This window comes from Thioalkalivibrio sp. ALE16, from assembly GCF_000381305.1.
Taxonomy (GTDB): Bacteria; Pseudomonadota; Gammaproteobacteria; order Ectothiorhodospirales; family Ectothiorhodospiraceae; genus Thioalkalivibrio.
On sequence record NZ_KB906354.1, the window covers coordinates 383,336 to 403,734 of the forward strand.

General features: G+C 68.2%; 24 protein-coding genes (1 of these 24 cut by a window edge). 15 read left to right on the top strand and 9 right to left on the bottom strand.

What is annotated here, in order from left to right; genetic code table 11:
• Positions 1-38 precede the first annotated feature (38 nt).
• The 7 genes from F627_RS0101850 (at position 39) to F627_RS0101880 (ending at position 5,542) form a co-directional block, all read left to right on the top strand.
• The gene (locus tag F627_RS0101850; protein WP_018876049.1) at positions 39-827 is read left to right on the top strand and encodes a VacJ family lipoprotein; all 789 of its coding nucleotides are present in this window, start codon (positions 39-41) and stop codon (positions 825-827) included.
• Entirely contained in the window at positions 824-1,348 is a 525-nt protein-coding gene (locus F627_RS0101855; RefSeq protein ID WP_018876050.1) for a hypothetical protein, read from the top strand. Before F627_RS0101850 ends, F627_RS0101855 begins: the two co-directional genes overlap by 4 nt.
• Positions 1,345-2,733 (top strand): UDP-N-acetylmuramate:L-alanyl-gamma-D-glutamyl-meso-diaminopimelate ligase, encoded by a 1,389-nt coding sequence (gene mpl, locus F627_RS0101860; protein WP_019583100.1) that lies wholly within the window; start codon positions 1,345-1,347, stop codon positions 2,731-2,733. Before F627_RS0101855 ends, mpl begins: the two co-directional genes overlap by 4 nt.
• Positions 2,730-3,365, top strand: coding sequence for a flavin prenyltransferase UbiX (locus tag F627_RS0101865; RefSeq protein WP_019583101.1), 636 nt, complete (start codon positions 2,730-2,732; stop codon positions 3,363-3,365). The genes mpl and F627_RS0101865 overlap by 4 nt, the downstream gene beginning before the upstream one ends.
• A complete protein-coding gene (locus F627_RS0101870; protein ID WP_018865832.1) occupies positions 3,362-3,964 on the top strand; it encodes an LON peptidase substrate-binding domain-containing protein in 603 nt (200 codons plus the stop codon). The genes F627_RS0101865 and F627_RS0101870 overlap by 4 nt, the downstream gene beginning before the upstream one ends.
• Before the next feature lie 56 nt (positions 3,965-4,020).
• On the top strand, positions 4,021-4,407 hold the full coding sequence (trxA, locus tag F627_RS0101875; protein WP_018865831.1) for a thioredoxin: 387 nt from the start codon (positions 4,021-4,023) through the stop codon (positions 4,405-4,407).
• A 193-nt stretch (positions 4,408-4,600) separates the two neighbouring features.
• Positions 4,601-5,542, top strand: a complete 942-nt coding sequence (locus F627_RS0101880) for an AEC family transporter (protein ID WP_018876054.1) — start codon at positions 4,601-4,603, stop codon at positions 5,540-5,542.
• Positions 5,543-5,816: 274 nt separating this feature from the next.
• Here F627_RS0101880 and F627_RS17190 read toward each other — a convergent pair whose 3' ends face one another.
• The 5 genes from F627_RS17190 to thiD form a co-directional block, all read right to left on the bottom strand.
• Positions 5,817-6,023 carry a hypothetical protein gene (locus tag F627_RS17190; RefSeq protein WP_026280736.1) on the bottom strand — a complete coding sequence of 69 codons (207 nt, stop codon included), beginning with the start codon at positions 6,021-6,023 and terminating at the stop codon, positions 5,817-5,819.
• Between the two features lie 444 nt (positions 6,024-6,467).
• A complete protein-coding gene (locus F627_RS0101890; RefSeq protein WP_018880824.1) occupies positions 6,468-7,286 on the bottom strand; it encodes a sulfite exporter TauE/SafE family protein in 819 nt (272 codons plus the stop codon).
• Between the two features lie 91 nt (positions 7,287-7,377).
• Positions 7,378-8,655, bottom strand: a complete 1,278-nt coding sequence (gene hemL, locus F627_RS0101895; protein WP_019583103.1) for a glutamate-1-semialdehyde 2,1-aminomutase — start codon at positions 8,653-8,655, stop codon at positions 7,378-7,380.
• Positions 8,656-8,730: 75 nt separating this feature from the next.
• Positions 8,731-9,375 (bottom strand): thiamine phosphate synthase, encoded by a 645-nt coding sequence (gene thiE, locus F627_RS0101900; protein ID WP_018880822.1) that lies wholly within the window; start codon positions 9,373-9,375, stop codon positions 8,731-8,733.
• Complete coding sequence (thiD, locus tag F627_RS0101905) at positions 9,365-10,153, bottom strand: bifunctional hydroxymethylpyrimidine kinase/phosphomethylpyrimidine kinase (RefSeq protein ID WP_018876058.1); 789 nt, start codon at positions 10,151-10,153, stop codon at positions 9,365-9,367. The genes thiE and thiD overlap by 11 nt, the downstream gene beginning before the upstream one ends.
• A gap of 83 nt (positions 10,154-10,236) precedes the next feature.
• On the opposite strand from thiD, the gene F627_RS0101910 reads away from it, so the two are divergent.
• A complete protein-coding gene (locus tag F627_RS0101910; protein ID WP_018876059.1) occupies positions 10,237-10,683 on the top strand; it encodes a hypothetical protein in 447 nt (148 codons plus the stop codon).
• Between the two features lie 335 nt (positions 10,684-11,018).
• Here the strand turns inward: F627_RS0101910 and F627_RS0101915 are convergent, their stop codons facing one another.
• Entirely contained in the window at positions 11,019-11,702 is a 684-nt protein-coding gene (locus F627_RS0101915; protein WP_019583104.1) for an HAD family phosphatase, read from the bottom strand.
• Positions 11,703-11,866: 164 nt separating this feature from the next.
• On the opposite strand from F627_RS0101915, the gene F627_RS0101920 reads away from it, so the two are divergent.
• Together F627_RS0101920 and ptsP are read left to right on the top strand one after the other, a co-directional pair.
• A complete protein-coding gene (locus F627_RS0101920; protein ID WP_018865822.1) occupies positions 11,867-12,427 on the top strand; it encodes an RNA pyrophosphohydrolase in 561 nt (186 codons plus the stop codon).
• A 20-nt stretch (positions 12,428-12,447) separates the two neighbouring features.
• Positions 12,448-14,715 (top strand): phosphoenolpyruvate--protein phosphotransferase, encoded by a 2,268-nt coding sequence (ptsP, locus tag F627_RS0101925; RefSeq protein WP_018865821.1) that lies wholly within the window; start codon positions 12,448-12,450, stop codon positions 14,713-14,715.
• 46 nt (positions 14,716-14,761) lie between these two features.
• On the opposite strand, the gene F627_RS0101930 is transcribed toward ptsP, so the two are convergent.
• Both F627_RS0101930 and F627_RS0101935 read right to left on the bottom strand, forming a co-directional pair.
• Positions 14,762-15,277, bottom strand: coding sequence for a CopD family protein (locus F627_RS0101930; protein ID WP_019583105.1), 516 nt, complete (start codon positions 15,275-15,277; stop codon positions 14,762-14,764).
• A gap of 30 nt (positions 15,278-15,307) precedes the next feature.
• On the bottom strand, positions 15,308-15,823 hold the full coding sequence (locus tag F627_RS0101935; protein ID WP_018865819.1) for a peroxiredoxin: 516 nt from the start codon (positions 15,821-15,823) through the stop codon (positions 15,308-15,310).
• Between the two features lie 95 nt (positions 15,824-15,918).
• Here F627_RS0101935 and argC point away from each other — a divergent pair, with 95 nt between their 5' ends.
• The 4 genes from argC to erpA are packed head-to-tail and all read left to right on the top strand — an operon-like array spanning position 15,919 to position 18,621.
• The gene (gene argC / locus F627_RS0101940) at positions 15,919-16,974 is read left to right on the top strand and encodes an N-acetyl-gamma-glutamyl-phosphate reductase (protein ID WP_019583106.1); all 1,056 of its coding nucleotides are present in this window, start codon (positions 15,919-15,921) and stop codon (positions 16,972-16,974) included.
• A 28-nt stretch (positions 16,975-17,002) separates the two neighbouring features.
• Positions 17,003-17,758 (top strand): DUF6776 family protein, encoded by a 756-nt coding sequence (locus F627_RS0101945; RefSeq protein WP_019583107.1) that lies wholly within the window; start codon positions 17,003-17,005, stop codon positions 17,756-17,758.
• Positions 17,755-18,189, top strand: coding sequence for a polymer-forming cytoskeletal protein (locus F627_RS0101950; RefSeq protein WP_018876065.1), 435 nt, complete (start codon positions 17,755-17,757; stop codon positions 18,187-18,189). Before F627_RS0101945 ends, F627_RS0101950 begins: the two co-directional genes overlap by 4 nt.
• Before the next feature lie 57 nt (positions 18,190-18,246).
• The gene (gene erpA / locus F627_RS0101955; protein ID WP_018865815.1) at positions 18,247-18,621 is read left to right on the top strand and encodes an iron-sulfur cluster insertion protein ErpA; all 375 of its coding nucleotides are present in this window, start codon (positions 18,247-18,249) and stop codon (positions 18,619-18,621) included.
• A 56-nt stretch (positions 18,622-18,677) separates the two neighbouring features.
• On the opposite strand, the gene F627_RS0101960 is transcribed toward erpA, so the two are convergent.
• Positions 18,678-19,826, bottom strand: coding sequence for an anhydro-N-acetylmuramic acid kinase (locus F627_RS0101960; protein ID WP_019583108.1), 1,149 nt, complete (start codon positions 19,824-19,826; stop codon positions 18,678-18,680).
• Between the two features lie 131 nt (positions 19,827-19,957).
• Between F627_RS0101960 and tyrS the strand changes: the two genes are divergently transcribed.
• On the top strand, positions 19,958-20,399 hold the start of the coding sequence (gene tyrS, locus F627_RS0101965; protein ID WP_018876067.1) for a tyrosine--tRNA ligase. It continues 773 nt past the right edge of the window; 442 of the gene's 1,215 nt are visible here — the first part of the coding sequence; the start codon lies at positions 19,958-19,960; the stop codon falls past the right edge of the window.

Consider the following 20,399-nt stretch of genomic DNA (forward strand, 5'->3'; position numbering starts at 1 on the left):
GACACCGGTGCGGCGCCGGTTCGAAAGAAAGGAATTACATGTCCATTGTCTCCCGCTTGCGACCGGGCCTGCTGGCCCTGATGTTTCTTGGCCTGACCGGCTGCGCCACGGTGCCCAGCGAGGACCGTCACCCGGATGATCCCTGGGAGTCCTACAACCGCGCCGTGTTCGAGTTCAACCAGGACTTCGACGAGTCCCTGCTGCGGCCCGCGGCGGTGCAGTACCGGCGTCTGCCGCAGCCGGTGCAGACCGGGGTTGGCAACTTCTTTTCCAATCTCAACGACTTCACGGTCCTGTTCAACAACCTGTTGCAGGGCAACCTGGAGAATGCCGCGTCGGACACCGGGCGCATCATGTTCAACACGACCTTCGGGCTGTTCGGACTAATCGACGTGGCGTCGCCGATGGGGCTGGACAAGAACAACGAGGACTTCGGCCAGACTCTGGGCGCCTGGGGCGTGGCCCGTGGCCCCTACCTGCAACTGCCCTTCCTCGGACCGAGCACGGCGCGGGATGCCCCGGCGCGGCTGGTGGATGGCTACACCAGCCCGCTCTATCACACTAACCTGCGCGACGATCACACGGGGTGGTGGATCGGCCTGATCGCGCTGGACGTGGTCGACATGCGCGCCGGTCTGATCTCCACCGAGCGCATGCTGGCGCAGTTGTCCGATGACCCCTATATCGCGATGCGCCAGGGCTACCTGCAGCGCCGCGACTTCCTGGTGCGCGGCGGCATGGGGGACGAAGAGGCCGGTGCCATGCTGGACGAGCTGGAAGAACTCGAGGCGCTGGAGGCCATGGAGGCCGAGGAGCAGGGGCGTTGAACGGTCTGACCCCGATGCTGAACATCCTGCGCCTGCACAGCGGGCCGCAGGACCTGCCGGCGGACAACGGCACGCTGATCTTCTGGGTCGGCATCGCGCTGATCGCCGGGATGGTGATCGGCATCCCGCTGTACGGCTTCGGCCAGGCGCTGGCGCTGAACGTGATGGACCTGGTGGTCCTGTACGCCTTTGTCGTCATCGTGCTCAATCTGCGCGGGGTGCCGGACCGCTGGCGCCAGACCTTTACCGCCATGGCAGGCACGGGCGCGGTGCTGGGGCTGTTGATGGCGCTGCTGATGCTGCTGGCGGGCGGCCCCGATCCGGCGCGCGAACCCGAGGACGTGGCCACCGGCGTCGTGCTCGGGATGCTGGTGCTCTTCGCCTGGCTGCTGCTGGTGTTCGGCCACATCCTGCAGCAGGCGCTGGGGCTGGGCATGCGACTGGTGGGTATGCTCATTGCGCTGGGCTACATCGTGATCTCCAGTGTGCTCACCCAGACCGCGATCGGGCTGTTCCAGTGAGCGCCGGGCACCTGCACATCCTGGGCATCGGCGGGACCTTCATGGGCGGGCTCGCCCAGCTCGCCCGGGCCCGTGGCTACACCGTCACCGGCTCCGACCAGAAGCTGTATCCGCCCATGAGTGACCAGCTGGCGCAGGCGGGGATCACCTGGCACGAGGGCCATGATCCGGACACGCTGCCCGACCGCGGCCCGGTGGTGGTCGGCAATGTGATGCGGCGGGGCATGCCCGTGGTCGAGGCGCTGCTGGAGCGCGGGATGGACTACACCTCGGGGCCGCAGTGGCTGGCCGAACACCTGCTGCGCGACCGCTGGGTGCTGGCGGTGGCCGGTACCCACGGCAAGACCACCACCGCCAGCCTGCTGGCCTGGATTCTGGAATACGCCGGCATGGCCCCGGGTTTTCTGATCGGCGGGGTGCCGGGCAATTTCGGGGTCAGCGCGCGCCTGGGGGATGCGCCGTTCTTCGTGATCGAGGCGGACGAGTACGACAGCGCCTTCTTCGACAAGCGCGCCAAGTTTGTCCACTACCGCCCGCGGACCCTGGTGCTGAACAATCTCGAATTCGATCACGCCGACATCTATCCGGATCTGGCTGCGATCGAGCGGCAGTTCCATCATCTGGTGCGCACCGTGCCGGGCCAGGGGCGCATCCTGCTGCCGGCCGGCGATGCCGCGCTGGAACGGGTGCTGGAGATGGGCTGCTGGACCCCGGTGGAGTACCTGAGCACCCATCCCGATTCGGGGGCGTCCGCCGCGCTGGCCGCGCGCCCGCTGAAGGCCGATGCCTCGGAGTTCGAGGTGCTGGCGGATGGCGCCGTGATCGGGCGGGTCGCCTGGTCCATGAGCGGCCGGCACAACCTGGCCAATGCCCTGGCCGCCCTGGGCGCGGCGCGCCATGCCGGTGTGCCCCTGGCCGCAGGGATTGAAGCGCTTCCGGAGTTTCGGGGGGTGCGGCGGCGCCAGGAAGTCCGCGCCGAGATCGACGGCATCCGGGTGATCGACGACTTCGCCCATCACCCCACCGCGATCCGCCTGACCCTTGAGGGGCTGCGCGGACAGGTGGCCCCGGGTGGGCGCCTGGTGGCGATCCTCGAGCCGCGCTCCAATACCATGCGCATGGGGGTGCACGCGGAGGCCCTGGGCACCGCGCTGGAAAAGGCCGATGCGGTGCACCTGTACCATGCCCCGGAGATCGACTGGTCCACCGAGGGGCTGCAGCGGCAACTCGGCGAGCGGCTGTCCGTGGCGCGCGATATCGAGTCCCTGCTGCAGGGGATTCTTGCCACGGCGCGCGCCGGCGATACGCTGGTCATCATGAGCAACGGAGGCTTCGACGGGCTGCACCTGCGCCTGATCGAAGCCCTGCAGGGAACGCCCGCATGAGTGAACGCCCGCGCAGCATCTCTCTGGCCCTGACCGGTGCCTCCGGGGCCCCGTACGGCCTGCGCCTGCTGCGGTGTCTGGTGGAGTCCGGGGTTCAGGTGCATCTGATGCTGTCGAAGCCGGCCCAGGTCGTCCTCGGTCTGGAGACGGACCTGGACGTGCCGGGCCGTCCGGTGGAGATCGCGCGCTACTTCACCGAGCTCTACGGCGCGGCCCCGGACCAGATCCACTGCTACGGGGCCGAGCAGTGGACCGCACCGGTGGCCAGCGGCTCCGCCGTCCCGGAGGCGATGGTGGTCTGCCCCTGTACCACGGCGACCGTATCGGCGATCGCGACCGGGGCCTCGCGCGGCCTGATCGAGCGCGCCGCCGACGTGGTCCTCAAGGAGCGGCGCCGGCTGCTGCTGGTGGTGCGCGAGACCCCGTTCTCCGAGATCCATCTGGAAAACATGCTGCGTCTGGCGCGCATGGGCGCGGTGGTGATGCCGGCCAACCCGGCCTTCTATCACCGGCCCCAGTCCATCGACGACCTGATCGACTTCATGGTGGCCCGCGTGCTCGATCATCTTGCTGTCGAACATGCCCTGGTGCCGCGCTGGGGCGCCGCCGTCCTGCCGGGAGAGGATGCATGACCACGCTGCCGCTGTTTCCGCTGAACACGGTGCTGTTCCCCGAGGGGTTGCTGCCGCTGCGCATCTTCGAGACCCGCTATCTCGACATGGTGCGCCGCTGCCTGCGCGACGATGGCCGCTTCGTGATCGTCGCGACGGAGCCCGCCCCGGAATCCGGGGCGCTCCCGGCCGAGACCGATCCCTCCGCGGGTTTCTACGGCGTGGGGACCGAGGCGGCCATCGTGGACTGGGATCAGCGGCCGGATGGCCTGCTGGGCATCCTGGTGAAGGGCGAGGGTCGCCGTGTGATCCACAACCCCCGCCGCGCCGACGACGGCCTGTGGCTGGGCGAGGTGGAGTCGCTGCCGGAATACCCCGAGGTGAGCCTCCCGGTCGATTATGCCTCGCTGGCGGACCTGCTGGAGCGCCTGCTGGACCAGCTGGGGACGCCCTGGTCCCACCTGGAACGACGCTTTGACGACTCGACCTGGGTCGCCGCCCGCCTGACCGAGCTGCTGCCGATCGATCTCGAGATCAAGCAGCAGTTGCTGGAGGCGGACGACCCGATCGAACGCCTGGAGCGCCTGCGAGCGGCCATGCTCGCAGCATCGAAATCCTGAAAGCCGGCGGCGAGGCTGGTAAGGTTCCCGTACATTTTTAATCGGAGCCCGCCATCATGGCCGTTCAGGAACTCACGCAGGACAACTTCGAATCCACCATCACCGGGAACGACATCGTCATCCTGGACTTCTGGGCCCCGTGGTGCGGCCCGTGCCAGCAGTTCGCCCCGACCTTCGAAGAGGCCTCCGGCAAGCATTCCGACGTCGTCTTCGCCAAGGTGAACACCGACGAGGAGCAGGGCATCGCCGGCGCCTTCCAGATCCGTTCCATCCCGACCCTGATGATCTTCCGCGAGCAGATCATCGTGTTCTCGCAGCCGGGCGTGCTCTCCGCCGGCCAGCTGGACGAGGTTCTGGGCAAGGTCCGCGAGCTGGACATGGAACAGGTGCGCGCCGACGTCGAGCGCCAGCAGCAGGAACAGCAGCAGGCCGGCGGCGCGTAAACCGCCCCGGACGACTGCCGTCTGCGGGCCCTGGCCCGCAGGACCGAACCCGGCCGGGTGCCCGCCCCGCCGGGTTTTTTCGTGTGGGGCGTGTGCCGGCGCCGTAGAATGGGCGCTGACCGCCCCGACCCCGCCTCTAGGCGCGAAAGGATGCCTTCACCATGCCCTCCTCTCCCCAGGATGCCGGCCCGTCATGCTGAGCGTGATGACCCAGATGGGGGCGCTGATCGTCGCCGGCGTGGTATGGCGCGCACTGCAGCCCGGCGGCCTGGACGCCGACAACACCCGCCGGGTCCTGACCACCCTGGTTTACTACTTGCTGCTGCCGGCGCTCGTCCTGCAGGTGCTGTGGGTCGCGCCGCTGGGCCTCGACTCCCTGCGGATCGCGCTGGTGGCGGGCCTTACGGTCCTGGCGATGGTCGGGGTCACGTTGCTGGCCTGCCGCGTGTGCATGGCCGAACGGGCTGCCATTGGCGCGATGCTGCTGGCGGCAGCCTGGCCCAACGCGACCTATCTGGGCCTGCCGGTACTCGACAGCCTGTTTGGCGACCCTGGGCGCGCGGTGGCGATCCAGTACGACCTGTTCGCCTGTCTGCCGCTGGTACTGACCCTGGGGGTGCTGCTGGCGCGGCGCTACGGGGATCCCGAGGCCGTGCGCCTGTACGGGGGCGGCAGCCCGCTCCGGGCCCTGGCGGCGGTGCCGTCCATTTGGGCGGCGGTGGTCGGCGTGGTGCTGAATCTTGCCGGTGTCCCGCTGGTCGACTGGCTGGATGTCTTTCTCGGGTTTCTGGCCGACAGTGTGGCGCCCTTGATGCTGTTCTCGCTGGGGCTGGCGCTGGTGTTCAACCGCTTTCGCGGGCACGATGCCCGGCCGCTGGCGGTGGTGGCCGTGGTCCAGCTGGTCCTGGCTCCCGTCTTTGCCCTCGGGCTGGTGTTGTGGACGGGGCTCGAGGGGGTGCCCGGTGTCGGGTCGGTACTGGAGGCGGCGATGCCGGCGATGGTGCTGGGGCTGGTGTTCTGTGATCGGTTCCGGCTGGATACCGGGCTCTATGCGGCGGCGGTGACGCTGACGACGGCGCTGTCGCTGATCACCCTGCCGCTGTGGTTTGCCCTCGCCACCCATCTCATCGCCTGATCTTCGGTTTGTGGCTGGTCCCGGTTCGTCTCCCGGTGTTTACGGTGCCTCCGGTCCGGCGCCCGCCTCGTGGTGGCTGGTCCTGGTTCGTCATCCGGTGTTTACGATGCCTCCGGTCCACGTACTGCCGTGCGCTGACTCGCCAGCGCGCCGCGAGGTCCTTTCTTGCTTGCCCAAGAAAGGACCCAAAGAAGGGCACCCGGATTTCGCCCGGGAACCTCGCTCCGGACGCGCTGGGCCGGCGGCGCTGAACTCGCTGCGCCTTCGGCTTCGCTCAGACATCCAGCGCCTTCTCCCGGCCCATCACGCCCTCCACGAGGGGCTCCATACGGGAAGCGAAGGTCAAAACCGAACGCATCCCCATGTTTGCGCCTAACCAAAGGCAACGCCGCTCGAAAGCCCCTGGCGCCCGCCCTGCGGGCGCGGCACGCAACGGCCGAGGGCCGAGCGTGCCCAGGGTGTTCGAAAACCCAGCCTTCATCCACTGGCAAGACCGTCGGGATGGCCGGTGTCTTGACCTTGACCCCCCGTTGTCGTCGCGCCGAGTGGAGAGGGTTTTCGCGGGAGAAAAGGCGCTGGATGTCTGAGCGGAGCCGAAGGCGTAGCGAGTTCAGCGCCGCCCGCGAAAAGCCTCGGAGCGAGGGAAACCCCGGCCCGCACAGCGGGCCGGGGTCGCGGCAGTCGGGCGTGTTTCTTGGTGACTTCTTTGCACGAGCAAAGAAGTCACTCGGGGCGCGCTGGCGAGTCAGCGCCGGGCAGTATGTGGACCGGAGCCACCGGAAACGCCTGATGCTAAACCAGGGCCAGCCACCATCAGGCAGGCGGTGGACCGAAGGCGCCGTAAACACCGAATGGCGAAACAGTCGCTGCCACCGCCATGGCGCAACCGGCCGTTCACGCACAGGGGAGCGCTGACCCGTGGGGGCTAGCGCAGGAGCATCAGGATGCCGGCGAGGATCAGCACGCCGGCGAAGCCGCGGCGGAGGATGGCCACCGGGAGGTGGTGGGTCAGCCAGACGCCTGCGCGTACGCTGATGGCTGTGCCGATCACCACGCCGAGGATGGCCGGCAGATAGAGATAGCCCAGCGCCCACTCCGGCGCCTGGTAGGTTGGATCGGTCCACTGCGGCAGGGCGAACACCAGGCTCGCGCCGATGGAGATCGGCACGCCGAGGGCCGCGGCCGAGCCGATCGCCCGGCGCAGTTCCAGCCCCTGGCTGACCAGGAACGGCGTGGTCAGCGTGCCGCCGCCGATGCCGATCAGCGAGGAGACGGCCCCGATCACGGTGCCGCCGCCCAGCCAGACGCTGCGCCTCGGCACGGGCGCCTTCGGCGGCTGAACGTTCAGCAGCATCCAGATGCCGATCGCGACCTCGAAGGCGCCGAAGATGCGCCCCAGGTGGTCGGAGTCGATGCGCGTGGCCAGCCAGGCCCCGAGCAGGGCCCCGACGATGATGCCGGGCAGCAGGCGCCGCACGGCCGTGCCGTCCACCCCGCCGCGGCGGTGATGGGCGCGGGCCGACAGGATCGCGGTGGGGATGATCGCGCCCAGCGAGGAGCCGACCGCGAGCTGCACCAAGCTGGCCGAGTCGAAGGCCAGCAGGCTGAAGATGGCGACAAATACCGGCACCAGGATCAGCCCGCCGCCGATGCCGAACATCCCGGCCGGGATACCGGCGACCAGTCCCAGAAGCACAAATAGCAACCCCAGCGCCAACGGTGACTGGATGAGCGTGTCGATCATTCGTGCGTGGTGCCGGGTCGTGAGTCAGGACACAGTGGGCCGGCAAGCCGCTGGGGTTGCCGGCCCACTGTTCAGGGAGGAGAAAGCGCGCTCAGAGCGCCTTGAAGCACTTGCGGGCGGCCTCGATGGTGGCGTCGAGGTCCGCGTCCGAGTGGGCGTTGGACATGAAGCCGGCCTCGAAGGCACTGGGGGCCAGGTAGATGCCCTCGCCCAGCATCGCGTGGAAGAAGCGGCCGAAGGCGGCGGTATCGCAGGCCGTGGCGCCGGCGAAGTCGGTGACCTTCTGGTCCGAGAAGAACAGGCCGAACATGCCCGGCACCTGGTTGGTGGTCAGGGCGACCCCGGCCTCGCGTGCGGCCTCCTCGAAACCCGCCACGACCTTCTTCGTGCGCTGCTCCAGTTCGTCGTGGAAGCCCGGACGGGACAGGATTTCCAGGGTCTTGAGCCCGGCGGTCATCGCGATCGGGTTCCCGGACAGGGTGCCGGCCTGATAGACCGGGCCCAGCGGCGAGAGGTGTTCCATGATCGCGCGCTTGCCGCCGAAGGCCCCCACCGGCATGCCGCCGCCGATAATCTTGCCCAGCGTGGTCAGGTCCGGGGTGACGCCGAGATAGCCCTGGGCGCAGTTCTTCGAGACGCGGAAGCCGGTCATCACCTCGTCGAAGATCAGCACCGCGCCGTGCTGGTCGCAGACCTCGCGCAGGGTCTCGAGAAAGCCCGGTTCCGGCGGGATGCAGTTCATGTTGCCCGCAATCGGCTCGACGATGATGCAGGCGACCTCGTCGCCCTTCTCCGCAAAGAAGGCACGCACGCCGTCGGCGTCGTTATAGGTGAGGGTGCTGGTCAGGGCGGCCAGCTCCTTCGGCACGCCGGGGGAGCTCGGCTGGCCGAGGGTCAGGGCACCGGAGCCGGCCTTCACCAGCAGGGAGTCGCCATGGCCGTGGTAGTTGCCCTCGAACTTCACGATGCGGTCGCGCCCGGTGTAGCCGCGTGCCAGCCGGATCGCGCTCATGGTGGCCTCGGAGCCCGAGTTGGTCATGCGCACCAGGTCCATCGACGGCACCAGTTCGCAGACCTTCGCGGCCATGTCGTTCTCCAGCCGGGTCGGGCAGCCGAAGGACAGGCCGTTGTTGCAGGCCTCGCGCACCGCCTCGATCACCTCGGGGTGGGCGTGGCCGGCGACCATCGGGCCCCAGGAGCCGATGTAGTCGATATAGCGCTGGCCGTCGGCGTCCCACATGTAGGCGCCGTTGGCGCGGTCCATGAAGATCGGGGTGCCGCCCACGCCCTTGAACGCGCGGACCGGGGAGTTCACGCCCCCGGGGATGTGCTGCTTGGCGGCCTCGAACAGACGCTCGGTTTCCTGCATGACGGTGTCCCTGTAGTTCAATGAAATCGGTAGGCCCGGCAACCATAGCGGCGGCCGCCGGGCGGTGCAAAGTGGTCAGTCGAACAGTGTGCTGATGCGTCGGGCGGCGGCTTCCGGGTTGGGTGCGGCGCTGATGCCCTGGATCACGGCGACCAGGTCTGCTCCAGCCGCGACCACTTCCGCCGCGTTGTCCGGGGTGATGCCGCCGATGCCACAGATCGGGAGGTCCAGGGCCGCGCGCGCCTGGCGGATCAGCTCCGGCCCGGCGAAGGCGGCCTCTGGCTTGGTCGGGGAGGCGAACATGGTGCCGAAGGCGACATAGCTCGCACCGGCCCGGGCGGCAGCTTCGGCGCGTGCCAGTTCGTTGTAGCAGGAGACCCCGATGACTGCGTCCGGCCCCAGGAGCGTGCGGGCCGCGGTCGGGTCCGGATCGTCGCGGCCCAGATGCACGCCATCGGCCTGAATACGCGCGGCCAGCTCGGTGTCGTCGTTGATGATGCAGCGCGCACCGTGCGTGTGGGCAAGGGCGACCAGCTCGCGGGCGATCGCCTCGCGCGCGTCGCCCGCGAGTTGCTTGTCGCGGAACTGGATCAGGCTGGCGCCGCCGCGCAGCGCGGCTGTGGCATGGGCGAGGTGGGTCGCGCGCGGGTCCGCGCCCTCCGGTACCGCAGGGGTGATGAAGTAAAGCCCGCGCAGGGGCGCTCGGCTGTCAGTCGTCATGCGGGCACAGGCGGTTGGGGATGTGCTGGCCGTGACCGGGGGCGTAGCCACGGGCGATGGCATCGTTCATGAAGGCCTGGGCCTCGATTACGGCTGGCTCGATATCGCGGCCACGGGCGAGGAAGGCGGCGATCGCCGCGGCCAGGGTGCAGCCGGAGCCGTGGAAGCCGGCCGGGTGGCGTGGCAGCTCGAACGGGCGCACGTGGTCGTCCTCGCGGTAGAGGCGATTGATGATCGGGTCTTGTTCGGTGCCCTCGTGCCCGCCGGTGACCAGCACGTTGCGCGCGCCCAGTTGGCGCAGCTGGTGGCCCCACTGCGCGGGGTCCTCGCTGCGGGCCAGGCGCGCGGCCTCCGGGCCGTTCGGGGTGATCAGCGTGGCCCGCGGCAGCAGGGCCTCGCGCGTGGCGTCGACCACCGCCTCGGTGGCCAGCGCCCCGCCACCGCCGGCGACCATCACGGGGTCCAGTACCACCGGGATGTGCGGATGAGCGCCGAGCAGCGCAGAGACGACGGTCACGTTCTCCACCGAGCCCAGCATGCCGATCTTGATCGCCGCGACCTCGAGATCGGCGAGCGTGACCTCGATCTGGCCGCGCAGCTGCTCCGGCGGGAGCACGGTGAAGTCCACCACGTTGCGGGTGTCCTGCACGGTGATCGCGGTCACCGCCGTGGCCCCGTGTACGCCGAGGCGGGTGAAGGTGGTCAGGTCGGCCTGCAGACCCGCGCCGCCACCGGGGTCGGAGCCGGCAATGGTCAGCGCGATCGGGGGATGATTCATGAATGGGGGCTCCCGTGCTAAGGTTGCGCGCGCCCCGGCACCCCCGGGGCGTTCCTGTTCCGAATCCCGGGAGTGTACGCAGCATGAGCCACGAGTTCGAAGTCGAGACTATCCGTCCCCTGGTCGCCGCCGCCAAGGCCGGCGGTACGCTGAATGCGGAGGTCGACCAGGCCCTGGCCGCGCTGGAGCAGGAGATCAACCGGATCGCCGCCGAGCTGCAGGTGGAGCACGTGGGTCCCGGGGTGGGCATGGCGGACATGAATGCCCAGCATGTCTATCGCCTGGTGATCCGCCAGCACGAGATCGACGTGACGCGGCATGAGTGGAGCCTGTGGGTCTGCGATGCGCTCGACAACTGCGACTTCCGCGCGACCTGGCCGGTCACCGGCGCCGGGCGTCTGCGCCGCAAGCAGGTGACGGCCGTGGTGCCGGAGCTGGTGACCGGCTACCGCGATGCGGTCGTGGCCGCCGGCAAGGGTGATACCCCGGCCGGCCAGCGCCTGGCGCAGATCGCGGCGGTCTTTGAGTAACGTGGATCGCTCTACGCGCCAGGCGGCGTCAGCACTGTAAAGGTCAAGGGCGGTTGCACCACGAAGCGCACGAAGACACGAAGAAAGGGCGCAGGGCGTTTGTACCACAGAGTGCACCGAGGCCACGACGAAGATTGAGCGTTTTCGCTGGGGGCTGGCGGCTGATGGTTTCTGGGGGTGTGTGCAGGTAACGTGGCCCAGGGCGCGGCTTGTACCCTTCGCTCGGTCCAATCAATTCGATCCGTCGAGCCTTCCTTTGATTTTCTTCGTGTCTTCGTGTGCTTCGTGGTGAAATCAGCTCGCCGTGCCAAGGGCGCGAAGCGTCTGGTATTGCCTTAAGCTGCGCTGTCGGAGTCGCGCAGCGAGATGACCGGCCAGCCCTTGTTGCGGGCATGTTCCGCGAGGGTGGGGTCCGGATCCACGGCCACCGGGCGGCCGACCTGCTCCAGTAGGGGGATGTCGTTGCGCGAGTCGCTGTAGAAGCTGGCCTGCGTGATGGTGCCCTCGGGATCCGGGTGATCGGCGAGGTGCTGGCGCAGGCGCTCGATCTTGCCTTCCTGAAAGCAGGGCACGCCCGTCAGTTCACCGGTGAACTCCCCGTCCTCGCGTTCTTCCGCCAGGGTGGCGATCAGGTGGTCCACGCCGAGGAGGTCGGCAATCGGCTGGGTCACGAACTGGTTGGTCGCGGTGATGATGACCAGCTCGTCTCCGGCCTCGCGGTGCTTGTCCAGCAGACGCTGGGCGCCGGGGGCGATCATCGGCCGGATCAACGTTTCGATGAACTGCTCGCGCCATTGTTCCAGCTGCGCGCGCGGGTGCTCGGCCAGCGGGCTGAACGCGAAGCGGCAGAACTCGTGGATATCGAGCACGCCCGCGACATACTCCTGGTAGAAGCGGTCATTGGTCTCGGCGTGGCAGGTCGGGTGCACGGCGCCTACCTCGGCCAGGAACTGGTTCCAGGCGTGATCGCTGTCGCCGGCAAGAAGGGTGTTGTCGAGGTCGAACAGGGCCAGGGCCATGAGGTGATTCTCGGGTTGGCATGAGTCGGGCGAAAGTGTACCGGCGGGCGTGGCAGCCTGCAGCCTCGCATCCCCTGTCGGGCCGGCACCGGAGGCCGGGTAGGGGCTTTGCCGCCAGGGCGTCGGCTGTGGAACAATGCCAGTAATAGAAAAGCGTCTGGCTGATGCAAGTGATTGATTGTGACGGGTATCGCGCAAACGTAGGCATCATCCTGTGCAACGCGGAAAGACAGCTGTTCTGGGGCAAGCGGGTCGGTCAGGAGGCCTGGCAATTCCCCCAGGGGGGCGTGCACGCGGAAGAAACGCCGGAAGAGGCGATGTACCGCGAGTTGCGCGAGGAGACCGGCCTGTTCCCCCGGCACGTCGAGGTGCTGGGCGCTACCCGCCATTGGCTGCGCTATCGCCTGCCGGAGCGCATGGTCCGGCGTCATCAGCGCCCGGTCTGTATCGGCCAGAAGCAGCGCTGGTTCCTGTTGCGCATGGTCGGAGACGAGAACGACGTGGTGCTGGATGCGATGGAAACCCCGGAATTCGATGACTGGCGCTGGATCGACTACTGGCGCCCGGCGCGCGAGGTCGTGCACTTCAAGCGCCAGGTCTACCGCCGGGCGCTGTGTGAACTGGTGCCGCTGATGTTCCCCGAGCTGGATCAGGGGCGCGCCCGCGGTTCCGATAGCCGCACCCCGGAACCCTCGCTGAACCGCCCGTCGGTGTCGTCGCGTTGACGGTCCCGAAGCAGCCCTCGATGCTCGAGGTCCTGCGCCGCGTGGTGCAGGAGGTCAATGGTGCGGCCGATTTCTTCGAAGCACTGCACATCATCGTCACGCGGGTGAAGGCGGCGCTGGAGATCGATGTCTGCTCGATTTACCTGAAGTCGCCACAGTCCGGGCGCCTGGTGCTGATGGCCTCGGAAGGTCTGCGTTCGGAATCGGTGGGGCAGGTCGAGATGGACCCGTCGGAAGGCCTGGTCGGTCTGGTCGCCTCGCGCGCCGAGCCGGTCAACCTCGACAGCGCCCAGGATCACCCGCGCTTTCGCTACTTCCCGGAGACCGGCGAGGAGCACTTCCTCGCGTTCCTGGGCGTGCCGATCATCCATCAGCGCAGCCTGCTGGGCGTGCTGGTGGTGCAGCAGCACCAGGCGCGCAAGTTCGATGACGAACACGTCTCCTTCCTGATCACCCTGGCCGCGCAGCTGGCCGGGGCGATCGCCTACGCCGAGTTCAACGACGAGATCTCCTCCGAGACCCCGCTGATCGGTCATGTGAACGTCGAGGCCACCGGCATCGCCGGCTCGCCCGGCGTAGCCATCGGGCGCGCCGTGGTGGCCTACCGGCTGGCCGATCTCGATTCCATCCCGGATCGCGAGAGTGCCGGGGTGGACGGCGAGCTGGAGCACTTCAAGCAGGCGGTCGCGGAGACGCGCACCGAGATCGAGGACCTGAAGCAGCGTATGGGCGAGGCCCTGGGCCCGGACGAGCAGGTGCTGTTCGATGCCTACCTGATGCTGCTGGGGTCCGACTCGCTGGTGCACAAGACCGAGGCGCGCATCCGCAACGGCCAGTGGGCGCCCGCCGCGCTGCGCGACACGGTGCGCGAGAGCGTGCGGGTGTTCGAGGACATGGAGGACCCGTACCTGCGTGAGCGCGCGGCCGACGTGCGGGACCTCGGTCGGCGCGTGCTGTCGCATCTGCTGCCGGCGGATCGCAGCCAGGACGAGTTTCCCGAGGGCGGCATCCTGGTCGGGGACGACCTGACCGCGTCACACCTGGCGGAGGTGCCGATCGAACGGCTGGGGGCGATGGTCTCGGCCAAGGGGACCGGCTCCTCGCATATCGCGATCCTCGCGCGCGCGCTGAACATCCCGGCGGTCATGGGGGTGTCCGAGCTCCCGGTGGGCCGCCTGGAGGGGCGCGAGATCCTGGTCGACGGCTATCGCGGCCGGCTGTTCGTGAACCCCAACGCCGAGCTGCGCGCGGAGTTCGAGCGTCTGGTGCGCGAGGAGCGCGAGCTGGCGGAGGACCTGCGTGCGCTGGCCAAGGACGCGGCCGAGACCCGGGACGGGGTCGCCGTGCCGGTGCTGGCGAATTCCGGGCTGCTGGCGGATATCAAGCCGTCGCTGGAATCCGGGGCCGAGGGGGTGGGGCTGTACCGCACCGAGGTCCCGTTCATGATCCGCGACCGCTTCCCCGGCGAGGAGGAGCAGGTCCAGCTGTACGAGCAGGTGCTCGCCTCCTTCGATCCCATGCCGGTGACCCTGCGGACCCTGGATATCGGCGGCGACAAGGCCCTGCCGTACTTCCCGGTCAAGGAGGACAACCCGTTCCTCGGCTGGCGCGGCATCCGCATCTCGCTGGACCACCCGGAGATCTTCCTGACCCAGCTGCGGGCGATGCTCAAGGCGAGCCGGTCACACGACAACCTGCAGATCCTGTTCCCGATGATCTCGGCGCTGGATGAACTGAAGGGTTCGATGAGCCTGCTCAACCGGGCGCGTGAGGAACTCCTGGACGAGGGCTTCCGCATCCCGATGCCGCGGATCGGCGTCATGGTGGAGGTGCCGGCGGCGGTCTACATGTCGGAGATGCTCGCCCGGCGGGTGGATTTTCTTTCGGTGGGCACCAATGACCTGGTCCAGTACCTGCTGGCGGTGGATCGCAACAACGCCCGCGTGGCGCACCTCTACGACACCCTGCACCCGGCCTGTATCCACGCGCTGGAGACGATCACCGAGGGCTCCCACCGGGCCGGCAAGCCGGTCAGCGTGTGCGGGGAGATGGCGGCCGACCCGGCCGCAGTGATCCTGCTGCTGGGGATGGGGATCGACAGCCTGAGCGTCAGCGTTTCCTCGATCCCGCGGGTGAAATGGGTGATCCGCAGCTTCTCCACCGACCGCGCCGAGGCGCTGCTGGCGCAATGCCGGCTGCTGGAGAACGCCGACCAGATCCGCTCGCTGCTCAATAACGCCCTGGTCCAGGCGGGGTTGGGCGGCCTGGTGCGCGCCGGCAAGACCTGACGCCGGGAGTCCGTGTTCCGGCGCCCGCGGTTGTCCGGGGGGCCCGCTATCCGTTGCGGCTGGTCCGCCACAGCGCGATCAGCGCGCTCAGCAGGAAGATCCCGAGCACCACCCCGATGGCGATCAGGGCGTCGGGGATCGAGCGGTTGATCACCAACACCACCGCGCCCACCAGGATGGGGACCGGCACCTCGTTGAACCAGCGATACCAGGTGTGATCGCGACGGTTCAGGTCCTCGCGGAAGTCGCGCACGATCTTGCCGCACCAGACGTGATAAGCGACCAGGATCGCGATCAGGGTCAGCTTGAAGTGCATCCACGGCTCGGCCAGGTAGAACGAGCGATCCACCAGCATGGCCACGCCGAAGGCAATGGTGATCAGGGCGCCGGGGGTCATGATCCCGTAGAACAGCTTGCGCTCCATGATCTTGAAGCGCTCGTGGCCCAGGGCGTCCTCGGTCATCGCGTGATAGACGAACAGGCGGGGCAGATAGAACAGCCCGGCGAACCAGGTGACCATGAAGATCACGTGCAGGCTTAGGAACCAGTTGTACGCTTGCATGGAGGTCCTTCTCGTCGGGCGGTGCCGGGCTTACGAGAGCCAGCGTTCCAGGTGGCGTTCGATCTGTTCGAAGTCCGGGTCGCCCAGCTTCTGATAGACGATGCGGCCATTCGGCGAGATCAGGAAGGTGGTCGGCGTAAGGCGTACGCCGCCGTAGGCCTGGGAAAAGGCATCGTCGCTGTCGTGGATGACCTTGTAGGGCATCCCGCGATCCTCGCGCATGGCCTCCACGCGGTTGATCGGGTCGTAGGACAGCGCGACCGCGAGCAGCTCGAATCCCTTGTCCGCGTAGGTCTCGTGCAGGTGGATCAGTTCCGGGATCTCGCGAATGCAGGAGGGACAGTTGGTGGCCCAGAACGAGATCATCACCGGCCGTCCCTCGTAGTCCTCCAGCGACACCTGTTCGCCATCCAGTGTGGTGGCGGCGAAGGCGGGCGCCGGGCGCATGCCGTCGTCGGTCAGCCAGATGGTCGCGGCAATGGCGACCAGCGCGATGATGAAGATGCCTCCGAAGATGGCCTTGCGGTCGATCCTGACTTTGCTCATGAGGTGTGATCCGTTGATCGAATAGCCTGCAAATGTGGACTGGCAGGGCGGGCGTGCGTTCCGTGGCCCCGGCCAAGGCGGTATCATGCCGCAGCATGACGAATGCAACCAACAGCAAACCCATCCGCATCGGGGTTGTCGGTGCCACCGGCTATACCGGTGTGGAATTGCTGCGCCTGCTGGCGCGGCACCCGGCGGCCGATCTGCAGGTGGTGACCTCGCGGGGCGAGGCGGGCACGCCCGTGGCCGAACTGTTCCCGAGCCTGCGTGGCGCGGTCGACGCGGTGTTTCAGGCGCCGGATGAGGCTACCCTGGGCGAGTGCGACGTGGTCTTTTTCGCGACCCCGCACGGGGTGGCCCACGCGCTGGCCGCGCCCCTGCTGGAGCGGGGCACGCGCATCATCGATCTGTCGGCGGATTTCCGCATCCGCGATCCCGATCTGTGGGCGCAGTGGTACGGGCAGGCCCATGGCGCGCCCGAGTATCTGGGCGAGGCCGTGTACGGCCTGCCCGAGCTGAACCGGACGCTCATCCGCGATGCCCGCCTGATCGCGGTGCCGGGCTGTTATCCGACGGCCGTGACGCTTGCGGTTCTGCCCCTGCTGGAGGCCGGCCTGATCGATCCGGCGGACGTGATCGCGGATGCCAAGAGCGGTGTCAGCGGGGCTGGGCGCAAGGCGCAGATCGGCGGGCTGTTCGCCGAGGTGCAGGAGGACTTTCGTGCCTACGCCAGCGGCGGGCACCGGCACTGGCCGGAGATCCATCAGACGCTGAGCGGGGTGGCCGGGCAGTCCGTGGGGCTGATCTTCCAGCCGCATCTGGTGCCCATGACGCGCGGGATTCACGCGACCCTCTATCTGCGCCCGCTGGCGGCGGACGCGGACTGGCAGGCCTGTTTCGAGCAGCGCTACCGCGACGAGCCGTTTGTCGACGTGCTGTCGCCCGGGGAGCATCCGCAGACTTCCAGTGTGCGCGGCACCAATGTCTGTCGGGTGGCGCTGGCGCAGCCGCCGCATTCCGGTCGGCTGATGGTGCTTTCGGTGATTGACAACCTGGTGAAGGGCGCGGCCGGGCAGGCCGTGCAGAACATGAACCTGATGTTTGGCCAGCCGGAAACCGCAGGCCTGGACGCGCTGCCGGTCTTCCCCTGATGCCGGGTCTGGCCGCATGAGTATTCCGGTGCCGCGTCTGCCCCGGCGGCCGCGGATCCCGGCTCGGCGGCGGGCGTCCGGACGGCGCCGCGGAACGTGGTGGGCCGGCCTGCTGACAATCGCGCTGGTCCTGGCTGCGGTCGCCGGGGGACTGGGCTGGCTGGCCAGCGAGCGAGACGACGGGACGGCGGGTGTGGAACCGCAGGCAGGGATCGACGCCCTGCGGGCGGACCTGGAGCGGGAGGTCGCCGCGCGCCAGACCGCCGAGGAGGCGCTGCGCCGCGCCGAGCAGCACCTGGCAATCAAGGAGGCCGAGCTGGCGGCCTATGCCGGTGACATCGAGCGCCAGGAGAAAGAACTGCAGACGTTGCGCGACGAACTGGCGTTTTATCAGCGTCTCGCGGAAGGCTCGGGCGAGGACGGTCTGGGCATCCGGGCCCTCCGGTTGCAGCCGACCGGGCAGTCCGGTGTGTTCGATGTCAGCTTTCAGCTTTACCGTCCGGGGCTGGGCCGCTCGGTGGATCTGCGCTGGTCGCTGGAGGTGGACGGCCTCGCGGCGGACGCGGAAGAGCCGAGCACCCTGGATGCCGAGGCGCTGGGGCTGGATTCCGGGCGTACGCTGGAAGAGCTGCGGTTGCTGCGGCATCAGCGCGTCCGGATCCGGCTGCCGGAGGGCTTCGAGCCGCAGCACCTGACGTTGCGCGCGAGCGCCGAAGATGACGAGGAACTGGATCCGGTTTCCGAACGGGCCGACTGGGATCGCCTGCTGGAGGGCATGCAATGATGGGACGCAAGAAGGGCCGCCGGGCGGGTAAGGTGGACACGCTGGTTGGGCGCAATACCGTGATCCATGGCGATGTCGAGTTCGGGGGCGGGTTGCACATCGAGGGTCGCGTGATCGGCGATATCCGGGCCACCACCGATCCTTCCGCCGTTCTGGTGGTGGCGGACGGGGGCGTGGTCGAGGGCCATATCGCGGTCCCGCACCTGCTGATGAACGGAGAGGTGCAGGGCGATGTCCATGTTGGCGAGCATGTGGAACTCGGCGAGACGGCCCGTCTGGTGGGCAATCTCTACTACACCATGCTGCAGATGGCGGAAGGCGCGCAGATCGACGGCCTGCTCAAGCGGGTGGATCACCCGCTCCAGGGTGAACTGGAGGGGCCCGGCGAGACCCAGGCCCTGACCAATCCCACGGAAGGTGGGCATTCTTGACTCTGGGGCTCAGTCTTCCGTAGCGTGAATGAAAATGATTATTACAGGAGGCCCCGAATGTCCGAGCCCATGACGTCCGAAGCGGAGATGGACATCGAAATCCCCAGCCCGCTGATCTTTACCGATGCCGCGGCCACCAAGGTGAAGGGGCTGATCGAGGAAGAGAACAACGACAACCTGAAGCTGCGCGTGTTCGTCAGCGGCGGCGGTTGCTCCGGCTTCCAGTACGGCTTCACCTTTGACGAAACCGTGGGTGATGGCGACACCGTGGTCGAGAATGGCGGGGTGACCCTGCTGATCGATCCGATGAGCTTCCAGTATCTGGCCGGCGCCGAGATCGACTACACCGAGGGCCTGGAGGGCGCGCAGTTCGTCATCCGCAACCCGAACGCCACCACGACCTGCGGCTGCGGCTCCAGCTTCTCGGTCTGAAGCCGACCGCAAGCGACTCAGGCGAAGGCCCGATCCGGTGGATCGGGCCTTTTTTGTTACCGGCCCTGGTCCGCGGGATCGGTGGGGCGGGCGTGGCCGGGGATGATGCAGCCGAGTACCCGCGGCCCACGTGCACCGGTTACCTCGGGAAGGTTGCCGGGCTCCCCCGCAAGGGTGCGGGCCGCCAGCCACGCAAATGCGGCGCCTTCCACCTGTTGCGGAGGGATGCCATGGCGTTCGGTGGACTCCACGCGGGTATCGGGCAGAGCCTGCGCCAGGCGCTGCATCAGGTAGCGGTTGTGCGCGCCGCCGCCACACACCAGCAGGCGGGCGGGCGGCTGCGGATCCAGATGCGTCAGGGCGCGGCGTACGCCTTCCACCGTCAGTTCGGCCAGGGTGGCCTGGAGGTCCTCGGGCCGGAGCTGGTCGAGGCGGTCACCCGCGACATGGCGCAGCCACGCGGGGGAAAAGTACTCGGGTCCCGTGCTCTTGGGCGGGGGGCGCCGGAAGAACGGGTCCTCCAGCAGTCGGGCCAGTAGCTCGGGGTCGGGTGTTCCGCTGCGTGCCCAGTCACCATCCCGGTCGAACGAGGTCGAGTGGTGGCGCCGGTTCCAGTCGTCCATCAGGGTATTGGCGGGTCCGCAGTCGAAGCCGATCACGGGTGCCCCGGGTGGCAGCCAGGTGACGTTGGCGATGCCTCCGAGGTTCAGCACCGCGCGCGTCTCGTCCGGTGCGCCGAACTGCATCGCATGAAAGCCGCAGGCCAGCGGGGCACCCTCGCCCCCGGCGGCGATGTCGCGCGGGCGAAACTGGGCCACGGTGTCGATCCCTGTGGCCTCCGCAATACGGAACGGATCTCCGATCTGCCAGGTGAAGGGCGGTTCGGCGTCCGGGGCGTGGTGAACGGTCTGTCCGTGACTGCCGATCGCGCGAATAGCGCCGGGTGCCAGGCCGGTCTGCTCGAGCAGGGTCTGGACCGCGCGGGCGAACAGCATCCCCAGACGTGCGTCCAGCATCCCGAGGTGCCGGTATTGCAGGGCCTCGCTGGTGGCGGCGGTCGCCAGTTCCAGGGCCAGATCGTCGGGGTAGTCCAGCTGGCAGTGATCCACGACGGTGACGGCCCCGTCCTCGCGGATCTCGGTGAGGACGGCGTCCACGCCGTCCCGGCTGGTGCCGGACATCAATCCGATAAAGCGTTGTGTCATGCGCGTGTTCCTCAGGCCGTGTTGGACCCATTCTGGACCACGGCCGTGTTTCGCGTCTGTCCGGGCCTCGCGGTATCCTTGCGCGCGTCCGGCCCGCCCGGCCGGTTCTCCGATCTCGAACAAGGGGCGACATGGAACTCGAAGACCAGCTGGCCGTGATTCGTCGCGGCGCCGATGAAATCCTGCTCGAGGACGACCTCGTCGAGCGTCTCAAGACGGGCCGCCCCTTGCGGATCAAGGCGGGATTCGACCCCACCGCCCCGGACTTGCACCTGGGCCATACGGTGCTGATCAACAAGCTGCGCCAGCTGCAGGATCTGGGGCACCATATCCTGTTCCTGATCGGCGATTTCACCGGCCGCATTGGCGATCCCTCGGGCAAGAACGCCACGCGCCCGCCGCTGTCCAGCGAGGATATCGAGCGCAATGCCGCGACCTATCGCGAGCAGGTGTTCCGCATCCTCGATCCCGAGCGTACGGAGGTCGTATTCAATTCCACCTGGATGGAACCGCTGGGCGCCGCAGGCATGGTCCAGCTTGCCTCGCGCCAGACCGTGGCGCGCATGCTCGAGC

Excerpts from the sequence above, each read along its gene's own strand:
- F627_RS0101850 (WP_018876049.1), top strand. The coding sequence starts at position 39 with ATGTCCATTGTCTCCCGCTTGCGACCGGGCCTGCTGGCCCTGATGTTT.
- F627_RS0101865 (WP_019583101.1), top strand. The coding sequence starts at position 2,730 with ATGAGTGAACGCCCGCGCAGCATCTCTCTGGCCCTGACCGGTGCCTCC.
- F627_RS0101870 (WP_018865832.1), top strand. The coding sequence starts at position 3,362 with ATGACCACGCTGCCGCTGTTTCCGCTGAACACGGTGCTGTTCCCCGAG.
- trxA (WP_018865831.1), top strand. The coding sequence starts at position 4,021 with ATGGCCGTTCAGGAACTCACGCAGGACAACTTCGAATCCACCATCACC.
- F627_RS0101880 (WP_018876054.1), top strand. The coding sequence starts at position 4,601 with ATGCTGAGCGTGATGACCCAGATGGGGGCGCTGATCGTCGCCGGCGTG.
- F627_RS17190 (WP_026280736.1), bottom strand. The coding sequence starts at position 6,023 with ATGAAGGCTGGGTTTTCGAACACCCTGGGCACGCTCGGCCCTCGGCCG.
- F627_RS0101890 (WP_018880824.1), bottom strand. The coding sequence starts at position 7,286 with ATGATCGACACGCTCATCCAGTCACCGTTGGCGCTGGGGTTGCTATTT.
- hemL (WP_019583103.1), bottom strand. The coding sequence starts at position 8,655 with ATGCAGGAAACCGAGCGTCTGTTCGAGGCCGCCAAGCAGCACATCCCC.
- thiE (WP_018880822.1), bottom strand. The coding sequence starts at position 9,375 with ATGACGACTGACAGCCGAGCGCCCCTGCGCGGGCTTTACTTCATCACC.
- thiD (WP_018876058.1), bottom strand. The coding sequence starts at position 10,153 with ATGAATCATCCCCCGATCGCGCTGACCATTGCCGGCTCCGACCCCGGT.
- F627_RS0101910 (WP_018876059.1), top strand. The coding sequence starts at position 10,237 with ATGAGCCACGAGTTCGAAGTCGAGACTATCCGTCCCCTGGTCGCCGCC.
- F627_RS0101915 (WP_019583104.1), bottom strand. The coding sequence starts at position 11,702 with ATGGCCCTGGCCCTGTTCGACCTCGACAACACCCTTCTTGCCGGCGAC.
- F627_RS0101920 (WP_018865822.1), top strand. The coding sequence starts at position 11,867 with ATGCAAGTGATTGATTGTGACGGGTATCGCGCAAACGTAGGCATCATC.
- ptsP (WP_018865821.1), top strand. The coding sequence starts at position 12,448 with ATGCTCGAGGTCCTGCGCCGCGTGGTGCAGGAGGTCAATGGTGCGGCC.
- F627_RS0101930 (WP_019583105.1), bottom strand. The coding sequence starts at position 15,277 with ATGCAAGCGTACAACTGGTTCCTAAGCCTGCACGTGATCTTCATGGTC.
- F627_RS0101935 (WP_018865819.1), bottom strand. The coding sequence starts at position 15,823 with ATGAGCAAAGTCAGGATCGACCGCAAGGCCATCTTCGGAGGCATCTTC.
- argC (WP_019583106.1), top strand. The coding sequence starts at position 15,919 with ATGACGAATGCAACCAACAGCAAACCCATCCGCATCGGGGTTGTCGGT.
- F627_RS0101950 (WP_018876065.1), top strand. The coding sequence starts at position 17,755 with ATGATGGGACGCAAGAAGGGCCGCCGGGCGGGTAAGGTGGACACGCTG.
- erpA (WP_018865815.1), top strand. The coding sequence starts at position 18,247 with ATGTCCGAGCCCATGACGTCCGAAGCGGAGATGGACATCGAAATCCCC.
- F627_RS0101960 (WP_019583108.1), bottom strand. The coding sequence starts at position 19,826 with ATGACACAACGCTTTATCGGATTGATGTCCGGCACCAGCCGGGACGGC.